At 47.7% G+C, this 16,220-nt stretch carries 14 protein-coding genes and 1 pseudogene; 9 read left to right on the forward strand and 6 right to left on the reverse strand.

Translation table 11 applies throughout. The annotated features are described in order from the left end of the window. Nucleotides 1-106: 106 nt before the first annotated feature. On the forward strand, nucleotides 107-1,147 hold the full coding sequence (locus tag SBG41_RS03880) for a hypothetical protein (RefSeq protein WP_317896238.1): 1,041 nt from the start codon (nucleotides 107-109) through the stop codon (nucleotides 1,145-1,147). On the opposite strand, the gene SBG41_RS03885 is transcribed toward SBG41_RS03880, so the two are convergent. Then, entirely contained in the window at nucleotides 1,144-3,126 is a 1,983-nt protein-coding gene (locus tag SBG41_RS03885) for a hypothetical protein (protein WP_317896239.1), read from the reverse strand. The two genes, SBG41_RS03880 and SBG41_RS03885, sit on opposite strands and share 4 nt — an antisense overlap. Before the next feature lie 343 nt (nucleotides 3,127-3,469). On the opposite strand from SBG41_RS03885, the gene lysM reads away from it, so the two are divergent. Continuing rightward, nucleotides 3,470-3,940 carry an HTH-type transcriptional regulator LysM gene (gene lysM / locus SBG41_RS03890; protein WP_317896240.1) on the forward strand — a complete coding sequence of 157 codons (471 nt, stop codon included), beginning with the start codon at nucleotides 3,470-3,472 and terminating at the stop codon, nucleotides 3,938-3,940. Here lysM and SBG41_RS03895 read toward each other — a convergent pair. The 3 genes and pseudogenes from SBG41_RS03895 to SBG41_RS03905 all read right to left on the reverse strand — a co-directional run. Further along, on the reverse strand, nucleotides 3,932-5,023 hold the full coding sequence (locus tag SBG41_RS03895) for a pyridoxal-phosphate-dependent aminotransferase family protein (RefSeq protein WP_317896241.1): 1,092 nt from the start codon (nucleotides 5,021-5,023) through the stop codon (nucleotides 3,932-3,934). The two genes, lysM and SBG41_RS03895, sit on opposite strands and share 9 nt — an antisense overlap. A 34-nt stretch (nucleotides 5,024-5,057) precedes the next feature. Next, nucleotides 5,058-6,056 (reverse strand): D-2-hydroxyacid dehydrogenase, encoded by a 999-nt coding sequence (locus SBG41_RS03900; protein ID WP_317896242.1) that lies wholly within the window; start codon nucleotides 6,054-6,056, stop codon nucleotides 5,058-5,060. 4 nt (nucleotides 6,057-6,060) lie between these two features. Then, nucleotides 6,061-6,756, reverse strand: a pseudogene (locus SBG41_RS03905) (ARMT1-like domain-containing protein); the annotation flags it as partial. 901 nt (nucleotides 6,757-7,657) lie between these two features. On the opposite strand from SBG41_RS03905, the gene SBG41_RS03910 reads away from it, so the two are divergent. From SBG41_RS03910 to SBG41_RS03920, 3 genes are all read left to right on the forward strand, one after another. Next, entirely contained in the window at nucleotides 7,658-8,236 is a 579-nt protein-coding gene (locus tag SBG41_RS03910; protein WP_317896243.1) for a hypothetical protein, read from the forward strand. Between the two features lie 7 nt (nucleotides 8,237-8,243). Next, nucleotides 8,244-8,918 carry a hypothetical protein gene (locus SBG41_RS03915; RefSeq protein WP_317896244.1) on the forward strand — a complete coding sequence of 225 codons (675 nt, stop codon included), beginning with the start codon at nucleotides 8,244-8,246 and terminating at the stop codon, nucleotides 8,916-8,918. Nucleotides 8,919-9,256: 338 nt separating this feature from the next. Next, the gene (locus tag SBG41_RS03920) at nucleotides 9,257-10,015 is read left to right on the forward strand and encodes a hypothetical protein (RefSeq protein WP_317896245.1); all 759 of its coding nucleotides are present in this window, start codon (nucleotides 9,257-9,259) and stop codon (nucleotides 10,013-10,015) included. A gap of 1,375 nt (nucleotides 10,016-11,390) precedes the next feature. Here SBG41_RS03920 and SBG41_RS03925 read toward each other — a convergent pair. Next, the gene (locus SBG41_RS03925) at nucleotides 11,391-12,134 is read right to left on the reverse strand and encodes a PH domain-containing protein (RefSeq protein WP_317896246.1); all 744 of its coding nucleotides are present in this window, start codon (nucleotides 12,132-12,134) and stop codon (nucleotides 11,391-11,393) included. 139 nt (nucleotides 12,135-12,273) lie between these two features. Between SBG41_RS03925 and SBG41_RS03930 the strand changes: the two genes are divergently transcribed. From SBG41_RS03930 to SBG41_RS03940, 3 genes are all read left to right on the forward strand, one after another. Next, nucleotides 12,274-13,014: an MBL fold metallo-hydrolase gene (locus SBG41_RS03930; protein ID WP_317896247.1), complete on the forward strand. Its 741-nt coding sequence runs from the start codon at nucleotides 12,274-12,276 to the stop codon at nucleotides 13,012-13,014. Between the two features lie 79 nt (nucleotides 13,015-13,093). Next, nucleotides 13,094-14,044 carry a fumarylacetoacetate hydrolase family protein gene (locus tag SBG41_RS03935; RefSeq protein ID WP_317896248.1) on the forward strand — a complete coding sequence of 317 codons (951 nt, stop codon included), beginning with the start codon at nucleotides 13,094-13,096 and terminating at the stop codon, nucleotides 14,042-14,044. A 20-nt stretch (nucleotides 14,045-14,064) separates the two neighbouring features. After that, nucleotides 14,065-14,439, forward strand: coding sequence for a DUF5518 domain-containing protein (locus SBG41_RS03940; protein WP_317896249.1), 375 nt, complete (start codon nucleotides 14,065-14,067; stop codon nucleotides 14,437-14,439). On the opposite strand, the gene SBG41_RS03945 is transcribed toward SBG41_RS03940, so the two are convergent. Beyond that, nucleotides 14,377-14,862: a molybdopterin-guanine dinucleotide biosynthesis protein B gene (locus SBG41_RS03945; RefSeq protein ID WP_317896250.1), complete on the reverse strand. Its 486-nt coding sequence runs from the start codon at nucleotides 14,860-14,862 to the stop codon at nucleotides 14,377-14,379. The genes SBG41_RS03940 and SBG41_RS03945 overlap by 63 nt on opposite strands. Nucleotides 14,863-15,006: 144 nt before the next feature. Between SBG41_RS03945 and SBG41_RS03950 the strand changes: the two genes are divergently transcribed. Next, nucleotides 15,007-16,179, forward strand: a complete 1,173-nt coding sequence (locus tag SBG41_RS03950) for a pyridoxal phosphate-dependent decarboxylase family protein (protein ID WP_317896251.1) — start codon at nucleotides 15,007-15,009, stop codon at nucleotides 16,177-16,179. Nucleotides 16,180-16,220 lie beyond the last annotated feature (41 nt).

The raw sequence follows: 16,220 nt of genomic DNA on the forward strand, positions 1-16,220 counted from the left end.
TCACTTACTTTAATAGGTTACGAAAGACGCCATTTACGCATCATTACAGAGAATACTAACACAAGCAACATAGAATTTTCTCGCCTACCATAATGGATGAACAGTTATGTTGCAGACGATAAGCCGTTGTATCGCTAAGTACATAGCATGCAAAGACCTTCGTACCGAGGCAGAGGAAATAGCAAAAGAGTGCAAAATCTCAACAAAAACTTATTGGGCCATAATAAGCAGGTTACGAAGCAATCCTTACAAATACTGGCCACAACACATACGCGATATCCGCCCACTAGGACTCGCTACAATTATTGTTCGAGGCAAGAAACACTTACCCGAAGTGAAAGATGTTGAAGACCTTAAACGGACCAATGTTCCTCTATACCGCTACATGCATTCCTACAGAGAAACCTTCGACGGAGCAACTATTTACAGTTATTTTGCTCCACAAAACCTCATAGATGACTTTATGGATGTACTTGAACAGCTTGGAGACGTAGACTACGGCTACACCATACCGGTTAGGCCACAATGTGACAATACTGGCAACAGGCAAGATGCAACACTATTTGTGCCAAGCCTACCAAGTAGAATTTCAAGAATGCTTGCCCTACTAATCTACGCCTTACTAGACCTATCGCCCTTAGCACGCCTCAGCGAACTCTTAGATATAGCTCCGGTCCTGCGCGAAAGGCTAAGTATTACGAACACTCGTTATAGGCTTCACATGGGTAAAGTAGTGAAAACATACATGAGGCTAAGCGAGAGCCGCCTTCTAGGACGTGTTCTACTCCTACTGCTTGCCTTAAAAACAGAAAGACCAATACCAATGTATATCGAAGTAAAGCGAGAATGTAGCCAACACCTCTATGAAGTAGCGGCTGAAACTTGGTCTGCGCCAAGCATATTCATCGGGAAGAATGTAGCAGCAACAGTAATGGTCCTGCCGGACGAATTAAGCCAGAAAGTAAAAGATAGGCTAAAAGAGTGCATAACACACGCAAATATAGTAACAAGGGGATTCGGCACAACACTACCCATAGAAATGTACGATCCCTGCAAAAGAGAGTGGAAGTTACAAGAACAACCTCTCCTAAAGAACATAGCTGTATTCCTAAAAAGAAAAGATAGTGGGAGATTATGTCAACTCTAGCCTCTATATACAATAAAGTATGTTATGAATATCGGATACCAGGAATATTGCTCTTCGTTGCTAGTAAAGTAGAGATTTTCTGACGGATACCCTAGATGAGGCGTCATTTTGACTAGATCGAAGTCCCCTCCGCCATAGGGCTCAAGACTGGAGACCTTGAGCTTTACAATAATGGCTGTCTCGCCGTAATTCGTATATGCATAACTAATCAAATTACCGCTGATAGCAGCCAAAGTTGAAGCAAGTCCTCCCTCCTCGCCGACTACCGCAGATATTACCCACTTCAATGGCATCTGTAATACTCCTATTACTGCTCCCGCAATGCTTGTTCTATAAGAGTATACCTTATTTGTATCTATCACCTCTAGGATGCTGTCACTAGGTTGTAGATGAAAGCTTTTCCAGACATAATTAGACCTTGTAGCTCCAACTAACTCATAGTATTTATCCATGTATGCTTGATATTCAGACGATCCCGTCTTTACTCTTATTCCTCTTAGAGAATCCCAGTCTACACTAACTCCTTGCAACGGAGTAAAAGCAACAATTGGTTCGACGACCCAGTATTCATGAGAAATACCCTGGTAATCTGGCACGTTCTTTTTTGTCACATAGTAGTCTATAAACACGCCATCTCCGCTACTATAAATGTACAAATTCTTTGTTATTATGAACCCGACGTATCCTTGGTCTAGATAATGTAGCGACAGATCAGTTAATCCAAGTCCGCTTGTCACAGCTTTTCTTTCCTCTCCTATGAATATTGTATTTACAATAGATAATCCGTTCTTGTAGTAACGGCCCTCGTTCGCAGATATCGCAAGTTGAAATTGCAGGTTATTTGATGTACATCCGGATTGGCATACTCCTGCTAGCCTGAGGAGAGGTGCGTCCTCTATGCTCTTTAAGTAAATGCTTGCATCTTGCCAAGTAGGGTAATGATTAGGCTCAAAGTATATTCCTATGTTTTTAGCTATTTTTGTCCAGAATGCTTGAAGCGTTAGTAGCCCTGCTAGTCGTGGTTCTTGATCCCATAGAGGATCATACCATTCTCTTAGTGCATTGTATATTGCGCTATCGAGAGGGCATGTTGACGGTATGTATACTCTTGTTGAGAATTTTTCTGCGAATTCGTGATACATTAGCTTCTTTTCTGTATCGCTTAGTCCTCCCTGTAGGTGTTGCATGTAGCTGCTTGGTGGTTGGGCGTTATATAGGTCGGGTATTGTTATGAAGTCGCCATCTGTTAGCTGAAGACCGTATTGCTTATAGTTCTTTATTGTTACTACTTCGCATCCACTTGGTAGTCGTGTACCCGTGACCGCTGCTCTCGTTCTCTGAGTCGTTTTGTTCTTCAAGAGTGGCTCTTGATAATATTTTTCCACTATGCTTGCATAGAGCTGGGTAACATTAACCAGCGCGAACTGCTTTGCCGGAATAATTACCGTTCCGGCATGAAGTACTAGGTAGGGATCCTTTTCAACCGCCTTGAGGGGGTTCTTGTACTTTGCCAACGCTATGTCGTAACTTCCTACTATTGCTGAACCTAGGTAGTGGTTGCCTTTATTATCGTAGAGCATTAGGAGGACTGTTATCGCAGATGCCTCTTCCTTAAATATCTTTAACATTGTGGGATTCTTTGCAGAGGCTATGTTCTTCTTAGAACTTTTTACCAATTCATAAGTATTTATCTGCGCCTTTATTTCGACCTGGCCAGGCTTTATCTCTACAATTTTTGCTATCGGTTTTGCTCCGGGAGCAGTAGCTATTATCTCTGCAAATCCATAGAGTTTTCCTGCGCCCGGTATGGTGGGCAGTTTGGCTACAATGCTTACTGTATAGCTTTGACCCCAGAGTCTCGGAGCTGCAATATACGAGGCACTGCCTGCAATGATGAATACGACTAGGAAAGCTGCTAATGTGTGCTGAGCTATGAGTCTCACCATTTTCTCAACCATTCTTCTGAGTATATGCGTCAATGCAATAGACCCGACTCTATAACACATATAGAGTAAAATTATAATAGTCCTACCTCTAAGGGTTTGATAATTAGCTTTTTCTTAAGAAGTTTCTTGGCTTCAAAAGTGTTCATAGAATTAGAAGCGCTAAGTAGTGGGCTATTTCACTAATTTTCTCACATTTCTTTATTTTAGCGTTACAAAAACTCGGAATCTAGCACTAGATCGTGATATTAGTAAGAGGGTAACGGTGACGTGTAATGGTACTTTGAATTTTCATTAACGGTTGTAGAGAATGCTGTCTAGGGTTATTAGATTTGTAAAGTGCTATAACTGCATAAATAAATTTATATTGTGGTCTGGTTTGGAGAGGCTAGAAGGGTTCCACGGCTTGCTGAGTAGAGACCGCGAGCTGGAGACAAGGCTGGATCAGAAGGACTACAAGTTGTTGGAGCTGCTTAGGCAGAATGCTAGGGAGTCTTATGCTGCTCTTGCCGCGCAGTTGGGGATCTCCGAGTCTGCTGTGCGCAAGCGGATAATGAAGCTGAAGAAGCTTGGCGTGATAAGGAGGTTTACTATCGACTATGACGTGCCAGGCGAGGTGGTTGCGCTCATACTCGTAAAGACGCAGCCACCGGTACAGACACCAGATGTTTCCCGGAAGATTCTCCAGAACCGTATGGTTGAGAAGGTGTACGAGGTCACGGGGGAGTACGATATATTGGTTATTGCAAGGGCGAGGTCGTCGCAGGACATAAACAGCATAATAGACTACATAAGGTCTATCGAGGGGGTACAGAGCACCTATACTATGATAGTGCTGCGCTCATACTAGGCATTTCTCGACATAGAGCTCTACCAGTAGCTTCGCCACGGTTTCCACGTCGTTCTTTGTAACTGCTCCCATTACTCCTATTCTCAGCATCTTCTCCCGGTACTCGCTCATCCCTGTTGCAACTATGTAGCCGTTTTCTGCCAAATACTTCTTCGCGTCCAGCGCCGACATGCACTTGGGGACGAGGAAAGCAGCTACTGTCGCGCTCCGGTAATCGCTGCGCAGAACGAAGGCCTCGTAGCCCCTCCTAGTCAGCTCGTCGTACAGTATGTTTGCCTTGGCGCGGTGTTCTCTCCGTATATTCTCAACGCCTTTCTCCCTTACCAGGAGGAGGGCCTCCCTCAGCCCATACATAACCGTTATCGGTGCCGTGAATGGCGTCTCTCCCCGGTCCTTTAGGAACCAGTGGTAGCGGGCGAGATCTATCGCTGGTGGGACGTCTATGCTGCTCTGTCCCCTCTTCTCGAGCACCTCGACAGCTTCGCGGCTGACCATTACTATTGCTGCGCCTGGGGGGGCTGCCAAGGCCTTATGGGTGGCCGTGGCCACGGCGTATACGTTGCGGAGACGTATATCCTCGACAGGGAACCCTGAGACAGAGTCGACAAGGGTTTTCACGCCATATCGCTCAGCTAGCCTTGCCAGCCTCTCGACGTCGCGGAAGGCGAGCCCAGTACTAGTCTCATTGTGAACCACTAGTAGGTAGTCGTAGTTTTCCTCCTCGAGGCGCCCTAAGACCTCTTCTACAAGGGGCCCCCTACGGGGATCCACGTAGGCCCTATGAACGCATGCTCCCCGCGCTTCCGCGGAATATGCTAGGCGTTTCCCGAATTCGCCCCCGACGAGCGCCAATACCTTGCTACGGGGCTCAATGAGGCTCCAAACCATGGCGTCTACTGCCGTGGTCCCGGTTCCCGGAAGCACGTAGGCTTCTTCCGCCGATGCGAGCGAGGATAACTCTTCAACTATTTCTCTCAGTAGTTGTCTGAACTCCTGGCTCCGGTGACTGATAATTGGCTTGGCTAGCGCGCTGAGTACTCTCTCGTGGAGCTCTATGGGGCCTGGGGTCATGAGCTTGGCCATCGCTTTCCACCCCTCTTGCTGGTACACATGGCTCCTAGCAGTTGAGGCCCATTTCTTCTAGCTGGTCGCACACCGGCTTGATCGCCTCCTCTGCCTCTGGGCAGCAGATTCCGAGCCTCCTTGTTATCGCTGCTAGGGAGAGTATTGCTACGCGGTACTGTGCCTCCTCCGTGGAGGCGCCTATGTGTGGGGTCACTATTACTCTTGGGTGTTCGAGGAGCTTCTTCTCCGCTGGGGTGGCTGGGGGCTCGTGCTCTAGTACGTCGAGGCCGGCAGCGTAGACCTTGCCCTCTTCTAGTGCTCGGAGAAGTGCCTCGGCGTCGACGACTGCCCCCCTGGACGTGTTTATGAATATTGTTCTCGGCTTCATGCACTCGAATAGCTTGTCGCTGAACAAGTGGTAGGTTTGCTTCGTTAGCGGCACGTGGACTGAGACCACGTCGGCTGATCGGAGCGCCTCGCAGAGGTCGTATACCGGCTCCACGCCTAGGCTCCTAGCACTCCTCTCGATATCTATGACGTCGTACGCTTTTACTCTCATGCCGAGCGCCTTGGCCATTGCCGCTACTCTTCTACCGATGCGGCCAAACCCTACCACCAACAGCGTTTTCCCGTAGAGTTCTAGGCCGCGTTCCTTGAGCCACACACCGTTCCTGGCACGGTAGTTTAGCCACGCTATGCTCCTCGCGGCTGCAATCATTAGGCCTAATACTAGCTCCGCCACGCTCTGCGTTGAAGCCGTAGGGGTATTCACAACCTCCACCTCATACCTCTTAGCAGCCTCAAGGTCAATGTTGTCCAAGCCGACACCGGCACGCACTATTAGCCTTAGCCGCCCCTTCCTACCAGCAGCAATGATCTCACCATCAACCCTTGTACGGCTCCTCACAACGAGCACGTCGTAGCCTGGTACAAGCCTCAGCAGCTCATCCCTCGTGGCGCCGAGCCTCTCGTCTACCCGTATACCGCACCGCTTTGCCAGTTCGTGGAAGACCTTGTGCAAGTGATCCGTCACGAGGATTCGGACATCCATGTCCCTAGGCACCCCGCATACACCTATAACCAGCAGCTACGACTGCGTCATCGAGATTTGCTCCGAGAAGCCTAGCTATCGGCGGACATTTAGCGCGAAGGGCTACAATCGTCTTGTCTGGGACAATGCTGCAGAACTCGCCGAGGGCCTCGTAATTGGCTATGCCCTTTGAAACGACGGCGTCAGCGTCGACAAGCAGGTACGCAACCCTATTAGCCACGTACCCGGTAGCTGGCGCTGGATAGGCTGACCCAGTACCGATAACCCTTATGTTACGAGTACTCATTCTCAGACGGCGACCGATCTCTACAAGCAACTTGTTCACATCGTCTACGGTGACGTCTAGCTCATAGGGCTGGCTGCGAGCAACCAAAACCACTTCTTTTCCTTCCTGCGCTAGCCGGAGAGCAACGAGTATATCCACAACCGCTTCTCCTGCGTTGTCTAGCAGGTAGGCTACGAGCCCAGCTCTTCCCAGAATACGCTCAACGCGTTCCCTATCGTTGATTCTGACATAGCCTTCGAGAACTAGGCCTTTCTCCTCGCGCCCAGGAAGCCATATGTCAACACTGTTGGCGAGCGCCGCCAGTCCGACCACGTCTGCGAGTCTTTTCTCGCCGAGAATCTTCGCCGCAACCGCGTCTACTTGCTCCAGTGCCCTCATGTTAAGCCGGGTCTTCATAGTCTTCAATGGGTCTAGTCCGTCACGGTATAGGAGGCGGAAGGACTCGACGAATACGCGGGTACGAGAACCCTTGTAGCGATCGAGTACTTGTTTTACTTCCTCCCGCGCTAGGCCAAGCTTTTCTCGGCTCCCGAAGAGGCATTGGAGACAAACATCTCTATCTAATAGCCATCCGAATCCAAGCGGTCACCCCTCCGCGCGCCCAGACTCTAACCAGTAGTCGTCGGGAAACAACTAGCCCCACGTACAAGGCTTTAAAAACATTGCCCCCATGCACCAAGCGAATACTGTGAGATTTTACGTATCTCCTAACGATTAGCTGTATACTCGGTATTGTAGATTATAAGAACCGCTACAAGAAGAAGCAATATTCTGGATAACAATGCATGCAATGCAATTATTTAAATGAGCATAATACTGAAAACAGAGCTAGATTCACTTGAAGAGTGTTATGACAAGCGAAGATCCACACTCTCCGTATTTTCGTATTGACTCGCTCAAGTTTCCTAAGATGAAGAGAAGTATACAGACTAAAGACTAAAGTAATAAGCCCGAGGCTTAAAACGCAATTCACTATCTAAGTCTTTCTTTTCGTAAACAAGATATACTTATTTACTGCACTATATATGAAATTACAACACCAATTGTATTTCGCATTATTATTGAATTAGATTTAAAATATGTACATACCATAATAATATTTAAAACAAACTAACATAAATACATTCAAAGCTGGAGACACAGAGTGCCTCTGCCTATCGACCTTTATTGCACCAACCCCATAATTTATAAGAACGCACACATAATGACTAAAAATAAACGTATCTGGGGACGTATTGAGTTTCGTGCTCAGTTATCTATAAGTTTTAACCACCTAGTTAACCAGGTTCTTGCTAATATCAGCAGGAGGAGACATGTGAGAAGTATAGATATTTATTCAAATATACTTGAAAAGATAAATTTCGACTATACTGAAAAATTTATACCTGGCTTAAGGGAAGCCTTCCCCTTTTACCACATAGGATATAGGCCTTATACGCCCTGGCATAGCCAAAACACTAATATAAAAACCGCAACCGGCATAAGATATCCTCTCATTCAAAAATACTTTTCAGGAGACATATCCGGCAATATTGGTGAAAGCTTATTCGTCTACATAACAACAATGATCTATGGAGCATCAAGAATAATCCACCTTAGACCGGAAAAAGCTATTATGTTAACACCAGACTTTGTAGTACTTGACCCTACAGACATAGTGAGACTAAGCCCATTACTATGCAATAATTCACCAACTATATCAAATTACTCAAAACTATTTGTTGAGTGCAAGACTTCAGCGAGCGGCCAAAATGATCGCAATAAAATAGCCAAAGGTCTCGCGCAATTACTTACTACAATAGACTACGGCGACTTAGGAATACTATTTCTAGTACAGAGGGACCAACCAAATCAGTTACTGTCCGCTACTTCAATACCGTTAATAAGGAGGTGAATAATGTATGAATTCTGAAAGATTCGAATCAGAAAGAAAAGAAGTATATGAGAAACTCACAGTAGAAGCGGCAGAAAGACTTCTAGAGATATATAATGCTTTATGGATATATGATTTTGACAAGGTGCTTGAGATAGCAGATTACGCTCTCAAAAGCATAGATAAAGAATTGCAAAAAACTGGTTTAACAAGTAAAACCTTAGTAGAAAAGGCCCGAAGTTTGAAACAAAAAGTGAAAAAAGAGGCACCAGGCCATGAGATTACAGTCCTAGCGCCAATTATTGTAAGGCTTACTAGGATCCGTGACCAGGCAACGCAAATACAACAAGCACAAAGAATAGGGATAATAAAACCGCCGAAACGCCTCAGGTATTGCAGACTTCTCAGTACTGGTGAAATATATCTAGCCCGCTGCCTATTACCAGGCTCATTAAAAATAGAGGACCAAAGTACTATTAAAACCGTTTTTATGCAACTAAATCCTTTGGACCTAGAAGTATATACCATAGGTGCAAGCATGGAAGCAAGAATCTGGCTTCAAAACATGATAATAGACGTCACACTAATAGAAAACAAGCTTGAAATAAGGGTGCTGGCTTCGCCTAAAGCCAGGGAAAACGCAGAAATAATAGAGAGCATAATAGACAAAATATTCTCAAATCTTAATAATGTAATGGTGTAAATATGAGAGTAGATTAATTCAAAATAACGCGTTGATTAAAATAACCTTAAATAACCTTTAGAAATTCAAAGACGTACTCTTATTGCTCTTTTCGGCTGCACCGTACCTTTTGATCCTGGTTAGGGCCATACTAGTTAACAATACGTATGACATAGCCAGAATAGTCTACATTTTGTACAACACTTCGATAAAGCAGCTAAAGCACCTAGAGGCCCGAGGCTTACCCAAGAACTACAAAGTAGGCTTTAAAGAATAATGTTACAGCCACATTAAATGTCTGTACGCAATAAAACATAAATAGCTTTTGTATACACACTCTAGTAATCGGTGCCTGAGCTGTGCCACAACCCCATCAAATGAGAGTCATAGGTGGTAAAGTCAAGGGTGTTGTTGCCTCTGGGCCCGTGCTGAACGGATTAACGAGGTGGATAGGTCGTCTAGCGGTTAACGCAATCGCACGTGATGCTCTAACAGCACTACTAGAATTAGAAAATGGGAACAAGAATGGCTTAGCACAGTCCCTAAAGGCTCTCGAAAGCATTATTAGAAGCGACTCGGCTATTACTATTGCCTCAAACTGGCTCCGGAGACTAGCCAACGAGTTAGGGATAGGTTACCGTGATGCGATTAACCTAGCACATGCTATATACTCCACAGATGCTGCAGGCGACGACCTAATATTCGTAATAAAGCCATCCCAGGACTTAATTGACTCAGAGAGGTTAGAGGAGTCGATAAGGAGTGGTGCCCTCGAGCTAAGAGAGCTAAGGAGACTAGGCGTCTACACAGCATGCCCAAGCCGCGGCACGCTCCCCGTCATGGCCGGCGTGGACGCGACGGCCCAAAATACGCCTAGTCAACTACTACGCCTCGCAAGCAGGCTTGGAAGACGTACAAGGCAGAAGGGTCTCTTCGGAACCGATAAGGCGTATATCAGGGTTACCAGGCTGGAAGGCCATTGCGACCCCACGCTCATAACAATACCGAAGAAAGTCATTGTGCTAATATACGGCGACTGGCTAAACGGCCTCGCAACAATAATTAAGGCAATAATGGGTGGGAAGGCGAAGTACATGGTATTCTACGACTTCACCTAACCAAGCTTGAAAGCAGGTGATCCCGCATTCAAACAGTTCTGAACCTCTTTTTTAATAATATATTTTTAAATAGTTACATAATTGATAAAATTATTAATAAGCAAATTAACTTAATTATTCTTATTATCCTTTATATCCTCATAGTAATAGTTTTATGCCCTATACTGATGTACCTTGGAAAACATTTTGAAGTAGAGAGTGTCAAAGTGTTCGGCGTCTGTAACATTTCCTTCCTTCCTCCAGCCTCATTTAGAGGAACAAGAAGGGGCCATTACTATAGCTCATATAGGGCTCAAAAAGTATCTGGTCCGAGCAATTATATACCTTCATTTAGACATTCATATCGTGGAGCTAGGCACAACATGCAGAGAATCCGGTGGCCCCATCACCGTCTGTATTCCCATTATATAACTCTTAAGAAGCATAGAAGAAAGAGCTTGAAAAAAGTCAGACAAAAAGTTAGACATTATATTCGTAGTACTGTTAAACGCGTTAGCCGAGAAGAAGATAACGCTTCTTAGACAGCATTAGCAGAACAGAACATTATTGAAATATCCTATTAACATAGTTAGTATAGAGCAGACCATATTCTCTCGCCGCAGGGCTATGAAGAGGTCAACAGCTATTATTCTGTGGCAACCAAGAGTCTTTGCAGCAAGAACGTACATAGGGTCAATTATTCTCCTTGGGCTCTAGCAACATTCTCCTACATAACTTATCTATCTCAGAGCTAAGTCTATCTAGATTTATCCCTTATCCTCTACGCCTATTCCCTCAATAAGCGTCTCAACGGTCCCTTAGGGTCTCCTCCTTCTAGCCCTCGAGCCAGTGCACGCTGCTTATCACGCAGCTATGCTTAGAGTAACATTCTCTAAGGAAACCTCCTAGTCTTAGAGTCTTCTAGGGCTTATACCACTGTGCTCATGTTAAGGTAAAGCAGCAGCTTCCCTTGTTGCGCTATCATATAGCATCTAACTCTAAGGAGCCCTAGATTATCCTTTAAATCCATTGCCTAATTGCGTAGACTACATGAAAGGAAAAGGACTAGATAATGAAAAAGGCATGCAACGCCTAGTAACACACCATTATACTCAGCCACACTGAATGGACTATACTATTACCATTGACCATATTCTTAAACCGAATCATCTATATCATGGTATTTGAACGTAACTCATTAAAAAGATAAGATTCCTATACCTCAGGTACTAGCAATTCAGGCTTGATTCAACTGATGAATCTAAGAGCTTACATAATACGCATTCCTATTCCTTACTACTATGGGCTCCATTGAACCTTCACGCAGCTTAACTAATTGAGTTCCTAACAATACTCCACTGTTAAAATATCACTATACTTAATCCGATTTTAGTTTTCATTGCGCTGGACAAAGAGCCATTGCAAGCAAAATAGACAACACTATCAGTGTTGACGCAGCTGCTGAGGGCAGGCTAAGAATAGGCGTTACCGGGTCATCCTGGCTGATCGCGTAGAAGACAAGCACGTCGAACAAACCCATTACACCGAGTATGAAGGCTAGGAGGAGTGCGTCACCCTTCTCTATTACTTCCCCGGCAAATACTAGCTTCTGTGGGAGCACTATGGCCGCTACAACTGCGAGGCCGAGGCTTAGTATGCTTAGTAGTAGGCTTGCTAAGAGGTAGCGACTTCGACGAGAAACTATCCTTGTCTCATCAACTGGTCCTTTACCGGCTCTCTGCTCTAGAAGATCCTTCATCTCGGCTGCTCCGTAGCCGAAGAGCAGCCTCTTCCCATCAATCGTCTCGACCAGGAGGAGGTTATGGGGCTTATCAGCATAGATGAATACTTCACCGATGTTTTTGAAGCGGAAGCGCCCAGAGTAGAAGTATCTCGGTACAGCTATGCCAGCAATCCGCATGCCCTTACCAGGGTTCTCGACTATCCTTACCTCTTTTATAGAGCCCAGTGGTATCTCGATTCTCCCGCAGCGCCCAAGCTTGACGAGAAACAAGTCATCTCTTATCTCGAAGCTCGCCTTACAGAGCCTTCGCGCGAGAAATAGCAGTACTATTATCCCGATAGAGAGGCCAGCGATCCCCGTATAGAAGAGTAGGTCGCTGAGCAGACAAGAAGGCAAAATGAACTACACCTCCTACCTTGCCACCATTTACTTGGATAAAGGCGTCTTGCTTAAGAAGCGCATTGCCGCTTAACCAATAGGCTTGGAAAGAAGTTCTAATGCCTAGGCCTTCTCCCTCTAAAGCCGGGTATGTGTGTTGCGTGTAGCATTTCTCGGCACTGGTGGGGCGGGTGCGCCTCCGGGCCGCGCAGAGAACTCGATACTTGTCGAGGACAAAGATACGCGGATGCTGCTAGACTGTGGACCCGGCTGCGGGCAGAGGCTCTACGAGGCAGGGTTCAGCGTAAGAGACCTTGACTACGTGTATATTTCTCATCTGCATCTAGACCACTGGTCTGGCTTGTTCGAACTAACAGTCTATGCCTCCGTGGAGGGTGTTTCACCGCCTGCAATCATTGTTGCCGTGCCTCTTCTCGAAGACTTCGAGAACACTGTTATAGGGCTTCTTCCCCGCTCGGTTCGCGAGAAGCTACGAGTAGTGCCGATAAGGCCTGGAGAGGCTACGAGCCTGGGCTCGTTTAATATAACCCCAATAGAGTCTTCTCACAGCATACCATGCTACGGCGTACTCGTAGAGAATCGTGCTGCTAGACTGCTCTACACCTCTGATACACGTGTTACTGAACAGTACCGCCGCCTCGCGGGAACAGTATCGATGCTCGTAACCGAGGCCACCATGCCGACTGGGATGGAGAGTATTGCCGAGGCCACTGGGCATCAGACAGTGAGCCAGGCACTAGGATACCGCGAGTACATGAGCAATGACTCGCTGCTAGCACTTGTCCATATAACTCTTTCAAGCATAGAGGAACTGGGGAAAATACGTGCACGCGGCACCATAGTGCCTAGCGACTTGTCCACTGTATCGCTCTGGTAGGCGTCGCACTCTCTCCGGGATTACACAAGACCTTATTCACGGTGATACCTATCTACATAGGTAGAGACGGGGAACGGGAGTGAAGCTAGCAGACCTGAGGCTTCTCCTCGGCTACGAGGTCTGGAGCTTCATAGGCCTCACGCGCATAGCTGCTCCAGGCGGCGGCGTAGAGCCAGCGCTCGTCTATCGGGGCCGCGTCTACCCGTTATCGGCATGGGGGTTCAATGACGTTAAAGAGGTCATGTTAGAGTACCCGCCAGAGGACATAGAGCACCTGGCTAGAATGGTGAGTAGCAGCGATAAGGGGTTGCCGCTCGGAGGTGTAAGGTTTCTCGCCCCGATAGAGAGGCCGTCGAAGATAATAGCTGTTGGGCTAAACTATCGCGCCCATGCAGCAGAGACGGGAAGAAATCCTCCACCGGTTCCAGACCTATTCGTGAAGACCGTGAATACTGTGATCGGGCCAGGTGACCCAATAATACTGCATGACCCCGGGCTACGTGTCGATGCTGAGGCCGAGCTGGCGGTCGTTATAGGGCTGCCGGGCAGGAGCCTCGAGCCGGAAGAGGTTATAGAGAACATATGGGGGTACATGGCGTTCAACGATGTCTCGGCGAGGTATGAGCAGCACCTTGTAGGCGCCTCCCAGTGGTGGAGGGGAAAAAGCAGGGACACCTATGCCCCAATGGGGCCAGTCATAGTGCCGCGCACGCTCATCAGCCCGTGGAAAGGCGTAGACGTCATCCTACGGGTATCTGGCGAGGAACTGCAGCATGGGAACACTAGCGACATGATACACGACGTGAAAATGCTCGTCTCCTATGCTAGTCGAGGCACATTCCTAGAACCCGGCGACATAATCGCGACAGGAACGCCTCCAGGAGTAGGCTTCGCTAGAAACCCTCCCAGGCACCTACAGCCAGGCGACATAGTTGAAGTATGTATAGGGAAGATAGGCTGTATAGTCAACCCTGTCGTCCCCGAGAAGCCAATTAGGGAAAGCAAAGAAGAGCGGGATAAAAGCGTCTAAAAAGCTCCGTGGGGATAATGATGGGGTTGGTGCTTGCCATCGCTATAGGCACTATTATAGCTTTCGTATCAACTCCTCTTCCGCTAGGCATATTCCTCGGCTATCTTATTGCTGGGTTTCTCGCAGGCTACCTGGCTGGCCAGGGGCCGCTGAAGGGTGCATTGGCTGGATTTGTTTCGTCATTGATTGCGCTCGTAGCCTGGTCACTTATCGCGATTAGCGCTGGCGCTGCCCTGCTTGGCTGGCTTGGCGCACTACTGGGATGGGCGCTGTCAGCAATGCTTTTCGTAATAGGTGGATGCGGTATCTGTGTGGCTGTTATAGGTGGTGCGTTAGGAGGAGCTATTTCTGCACGAAAACACCGTGCTACAAGAAGAGTCCTGGAGCAGTCTTAGAACGATTTCAAATACCGCATTGATGCTAGTAATCTCTCTGTGCTCGCTCCTATACCATAGCTCGGCTGCTCCGCTTCTTCGGAGAAAGACCGCGCATCCACCCTGTTTCCTCACATCTTCTATGTGTTCTTTGAAGCCCTCTACAATGACTACGTCGTTTTCCGATACCAAGCATATTGCTTCTTCGAGGCCTAGTCTTCGGGGCTCAACCACCATGTACTCGGCTGGGCCTACTGCGACTACTCGCTGGGCACCTGCCGCTAGGTATCGCCCCGTGTCCTTTACCCGGTAGTCTACACCGTGGTGTACGTGCTTTACTACGCCTACGCTGAGCCCTCTGGATGTAAGCGCTTTGACTAGTTTCTCTCCGAGAAGCGTTTTTCCGACGTCGCGTCCCTCGCCAGCGATTAGGAGAAGTTGCATACTCGTCCCGTGGCAGCTACGTTGCCTCTGCCCAGGTATAATAGTTGCCACCTAGTCTTTTGCTATGCGATACTCGTTGCCGTCTTCTACGGGTAAAGACTTAGTTCCTCCGGCCGTGGGGAAGCATGGCTGTGGGCGCTCTTGATGGAATCGATGAGAAGGTGCAGAGAGCAGGTCTTTGGGGAGAAGAGATGCGAAGACGTTATTGAGGAGCTGGGGACTCTGATCTCCCGTGATCCTAGGCCGTGCAGTGTCGCTGGCACTATGGTTGCTGAGCCCTTTGACGTTGCTGCGGAAGCGTATAGGATGTTCATGCATGTTAACTATAACGACCCTGCTTCCTTCAATTCAGTACATGTTGTCAAGGAGCGCCTAGAGGCGCTGATCTCCGAGCTTCTTGGGCGGAGAATAAGGCTGCTCTATACTTACGGGGGCTCCGAGTCCACTCTCAGCGCGCTCTACGCGTTCAGGGAAACATATGGAGTCAAGGGTATAATTGCATCAAGGGCTGCACATGCGAGTGTGTTTAAGGCTTGCAGGATACTGGGCCTGCGATGCCACATGGCTGGCGTGAACCCTGACCTAACTATCAGCGTGGATGATGTTGAGGAGCTCGTGGAGAGCCTGCCATACCGGGTAGCCCTGGTAGCCACACTAGGCCTTACAGACAACGGCGCCTTGGACCCCATTGAGGAGCTGAACCAGATAGCGGAGGCCAACGACATACCTATTTATATTGATGCCGTGTTTGGCGGCTTCCACTTATTGGCCAAGGGGGAGACGCGGCTCCTTACCCTTGGCTCTGTCAAGGCGTTTTCCCTGGACCCGCACAAGCTCTATGCCCCGCCTGGCTCCGGCCTCCTCGTAGTCCTAGACAATGATCTCATGAACGCGCTTAGATTTGATGCACCATATATGCCTATGGGTTCACAGGAAGGACTCCTCTGGACCCGCAACGCTGCCGGGCTTGCAGCAACCTATGCGGGGCTAAGGCTTCTCGGGAGAGAAGGACTCAAACGCTTAACCACAACGCTCATGATGTTGGCCGAGGAGCTTAAAGTGGGGCTCGAGGAAGCAGGGGTAGTCGTCTATTCCAAGCCCTGGACTCCGCTCGTTGCATTCAATGTTGGAAGGGCTTGGAAAAGAGTTCTCAGCCTCCTGGGATCCAGAGGGATAATACTGTATCCATCAAGGCTGCCTGGAACTCTAAGATATATAGTCAAGTGGTGCCATAGCCGAGGGTTCGTCAAGACAGTAATCGAGGCGGTTAGAGAGTCACTTAAGCCCGTGAAAAATAGTGCTCGGGAGAAAGGATAGGTAGGCGAGCACTACTTTTTACCATTGGCTGCGCTCTCGTC

Source organism: Pyrofollis japonicus, from assembly GCF_033097485.1.
In the GTDB taxonomy this organism is placed as follows: Archaea; Thermoproteota; Thermoprotei_A; order Sulfolobales; family Pyrodictiaceae; genus Pyrofollis; species Pyrofollis japonicus.